Below are 4,058 nucleotides of genomic sequence, written 5' to 3'. Positions count from 1 at the left end.
CTCTTTAGAGTAACGTTGGTTTTTTCTGCTCATTATTAGCTCCTTCTGATGCCATTCTATTTCAGGAAGGAGTGTCCGTTAAACTCAGGCTACCTCACTAAGCGGTTCTTATTTCTCCGGTCTCAGGGTCGGTAATGCCAACAGTAAGTCCACAGTAATCAACGAAGAGTTTTTTGAACCGCCCCGGAAATCCTGGAGACTAAACGCCCTGAGAAAGAGGTAAACAGAATGACTAAAAATACACGTTTTTCCCCCGAAGTCCGTCAACGGGCAGTTCGTATGGTTCTGGAAAGTCAGGGCGAATATGACTCACAATGGGTGGCAATTTTTAGCCATGAAAACGTAATCAACTCGGTGAACCAATTCAAAAAATATACTTTATACCTGCGGAAGTGAGAAAACCAATATATTCAATACTTGCACTATTTTTAATGGTGCCAGATATATTGGTACTTTGCTCATAAAGAGATGTATCACCTTTTTTATTAGAAATGTAATTTCTGGAGCCTTCTATATAAAATTTTGCACTGGGGGTGACATAGTATCCAATATTCGCAGCAACAGAGCAGTAATTTTGGTTTTTTATTTCATCTTTAAAAATTGTCTCAGTCTGATAGTGTTTATCTGTATCAGATGAACGAACCCAACCACTATATTTCAGTTCTGCTCCAAACTCAAAATTCTCATGGCGGTAATTAGCAGTTAATCCAATATAAGGTATTTTGAAGAGCTGTTTGTAACCTATTGTTCTTTCACCACTAGGATGTGCCCCTTTTTTATTCCTGTTCCCCCCGTTTTCACTATAAATATAACTCCCTCCCATTGCATTAAAACTGTAACGACTCTCTTGGTAACCTGCTATTAGTCCAAGTCGATAATCCAAATTATTTAATAACCAACCTTTAAGATTCAGCTCGAATTCGTTAGCATCACGGAGATGCGTATTGGGATGCCAGCTCTGGTCGGTCCATACCTGAGGGGTATTGGAATTGTTCCAGTCTTTATCAACCATGCTTGCTTTCTGGTTACCTAAAGTAGTCCAACCGGAAACTCCGAAAGACACTTTTGGAATTAGCTTCCAATCGATGCCACCTCTAACAATAGTCGCATTACTGTATTTCCAGTCCAGTTGACTAATTTTTCTCCCCCCTTCCTTGGGATGATAAACGCGTTCTTTTGTTTTGCCACTCAGAGATCCTAGACTAATATCCGTACTGATGTTATCCGGTATGAAAAGTGGATAGTTAGTGGTAGCATGTGTAGTAAAGATCGCAGGTACACAAAGTGCAAGTACAAGGAATTTTAATTTCATCGAGAACTCTACTTTTTTGGTTGAAATGTCCATGATCTTCTTACTTTATAAGATAAACGTCAATGCCAAGCATTATTTTAATTAAATATTTGTTTATGTTACCAAGAACATATCTTTTATTATAATATTTATTGAACTTTTGTAAAAATAAAAAAATACCTCATTGTGCGAATAAAGTAACGGGGGCCATAGATTTCTCTACCTACCTTTTGGTGTTCATACCTGAGGCTGATAGTTTCAGGATTCCGCGACAATTCTACTCACCTTCTTGTTCTCTCGCCAATATGAAATCAATCAGAAAAGCGTTCCATAAGAACAACGATAAGACAATAAATTGTCATCACGGCTGCAATAGCCAACGTGCCTTTCAGTACCAACATGACAACCTCCTGTATTTGACGTAACGTGTGCTGATAAATATGTATTTGTATCTCAACTGACTCAATACAACACTTAAGTATAGTTTTTCAGATTTTGTTTTTCCCGTGAAATATTATGGAAATGGCAGAAGCAATACATTGAATTCCGATTCGAGTGAATACGGCTAGCGGGCACCTCACTTTAGCACTGAAGCCATCAACTTTTATTTGACTTATTTCAATGGAAAGCTTTCTCACTATCAGTACAGGTAATTCCCATCCTTTTAAAGTCGAGAGTCAGACTGCGACTAATACAGTTAAAGTGACCAAACTCAGTTATCCTCTACACATTTTACCTCATGTTTACTTGGACAATTCATTGGTGCTTTTATAAAAGAATAAATATTCTACTAATTTAATGCATCACCTAAAATAGTATTTTTTATAATAGAACTGTATCTATAGTATATTATTAAAGCTTAATTATTTATTATGCTTTAATGTGGTTGTCCGATTAAGGACTAATCCTTGAAAACGCCGTATAGGGCGGGAGTTCACTCTATTGCGATAACGTAACCGTACAATATTGTGCGTTTCCCAAATTGACCACTACTGAACTATTCAGGGATTTAAATGCAATAAAATGGTTGGTTGAAGGTCGTGGTGATGATGTTAGTCCTTTTGAGAATATTCCAGTGCCAGATCTTACTTATAATAAAGAGGCTTGGCAGTTTGGATAAGCTATTGTCCTTATTCCACTAATACAAACTTTTTGTAAAGTATATTAAATATACTTCATTTCATACTGAAATCCCCGGAAGTATTCAATCAAACAATTACACCATAAAAGGAAGAGGGAGCCCCAATTAAGTTATCAAGCATGTTTATGATACCTGCAGGGTATAAATTTTCTGGCTGCAAGCAGACACATATAAAACGTCTTTATTGATCCTACCCACATAATATGGACGCAGTCGTAAGTGAGGCTCTGTGAGCCTACCCACGTAATATGGACACAGGCCTAAGCGAGGTTCTGGTTTTCAAATTGTTCCGGACTGAGGCCGCCACACCAACGGTGCCGTCGCCAGCGATTGTAATCGCACTCGATATAATTAAACACTGTTGCCCGCACTATTTCCCGATAGATAAAGTGTTCTCCGTGGAGACATTCCACTTAGGAACAATTATATTGTTCATGGTAATGTTTATATTTGAGTATAGAGATTAAAATGATTAGTCCCATCAAGAATATTAAGAACGTATTTCCAATAAATACTGCAAATACTGAATATATAGTGAGAAATATTTATCCTAGAGTTGAACATGGTTACTTTAATGAATCACCAAACATATATGACAAGAAGTATATCTCTGGTATAACCAGAAGTATGGCACAATTAAAAATAGAGGAGTTTATTAATGAGAAATCCAGACGACTTAATTATATGAAGACAATGTATTCTCCATGTCCGGAAGATTTTCAGCCTATTTCCAGAGACGAAGCCAGTATACCGGAAGGAAGCTGGTTGACAGTTATATCTGGAAAACGTCCTATGGGGCAATTTTCTGTGGATAGTTTGTACCATCCTGACTTACATGCATTATGTGAGCTCCCAGAGATTAGTTGTAAGATCTTCCCTAAAGAAAATAGTGATTTTTTGTATATAATTGTTGTATTCAGAAATGATTCTCCCCAAGGAGAACTACGGGCAAATCGGTTTATAGAACTATATGATATAAAAAGAGAGATTATGCAAGTGTTAAGAGATGAGTCGCCAGAGTTAAAGTCTATTAAATCTGAGATTATTATTGCTCGTGAAATGGGAGAACTTTTTAGTTATGCATCAGAGGAAATAGATAGCTACATAAAACAAATGAATGACAGGCTTTCTCAAATCAAGGCTCGAATGTCTGTTACTTAATGTATATTAATTGTATGAAGTGGTCAACAAAAACTGGCCACCGAGTTAGAGTTTTTCCAGTATCGATTTTCCGATTCGTTTGGGGTAACCCACCACCGGCATCCATTCGTTCTTCAGACTCCTGAAGAAGCGTTCCATTGGGCTGTTATCCCAGCAGTTTCCGCGCCGGCTCATACTCTGTCTGATCTGGTATCGCCACAATAACTGCCGGAACTGCCTGCTCGTATAATGACTGCCCTGATCGCTGTGGAACATCACCCCGCCGGGCTTACCACGGGTTTCCCATGCCATTTCCAGCGCTTTCATGGTGAGCCTGCTGTCCGGCGAGAACGACATGGCCCAGCCCACTGGTTTTCTTGCGAACAGGTCGAGAACAACGGCGAGGTACGCCCAGCGCTTACCCGTCCAGATACAGGTCACATCACCGCACCACACCTGATTTGGCTCGGTCACGGCGAACTGCCT

2 protein-coding genes and 2 pseudogenes are annotated in these 4,058 nt (G+C 38.9%); 1 reads left to right on the top strand and 3 read right to left on the bottom strand.

Annotation, left to right across the window (positions count from 1 at the left end):
* Window positions 1-364: 364 nt before the first annotated feature.
* Window positions 365-1,312 carry an omptin family outer membrane protease IcsP gene (gene icsP / locus BFF42_RS12140; RefSeq protein WP_005005342.1) on the bottom strand — a complete coding sequence of 316 codons (948 nt, stop codon included), beginning with the start codon at window positions 1,310-1,312 and terminating at the stop codon, window positions 365-367.
* Between the two features lie 1,380 nt (window positions 1,313-2,692).
* Window positions 2,693-2,845 (bottom strand): annotated as a pseudogene (locus tag BFF42_RS12135) (IS3 family transposase); the annotation flags it as partial.
* A gap of 55 nt (window positions 2,846-2,900) precedes the next feature.
* Here BFF42_RS12135 and ospZ point away from each other — a divergent pair.
* Window positions 2,901-3,593 carry a type III secretion system effector cysteine methyltransferase OspZ gene (ospZ, locus tag BFF42_RS12130; RefSeq protein WP_000625263.1) on the top strand — a complete coding sequence of 231 codons (693 nt, stop codon included), beginning with the start codon at window positions 2,901-2,903 and terminating at the stop codon, window positions 3,591-3,593.
* Between the two features lie 23 nt (window positions 3,594-3,616).
* On the opposite strand, the pseudogene BFF42_RS12125 reads toward ospZ, so the two are convergent.
* Window positions 3,617-4,058 (bottom strand): annotated as a pseudogene (locus BFF42_RS12125) (IS3 family transposase); the annotation flags it as partial.

It is taken from the genome of Shigella sp. FC1661, from assembly GCF_001712525.1.
Classification (GTDB): Bacteria; Pseudomonadota; Gammaproteobacteria; order Enterobacterales; family Enterobacteriaceae; genus Escherichia; species Escherichia coli.
The sequence above is the reverse complement of the archived record's forward strand: the minus strand, read 5'-3'. Positions and strand labels throughout refer to the sequence as shown.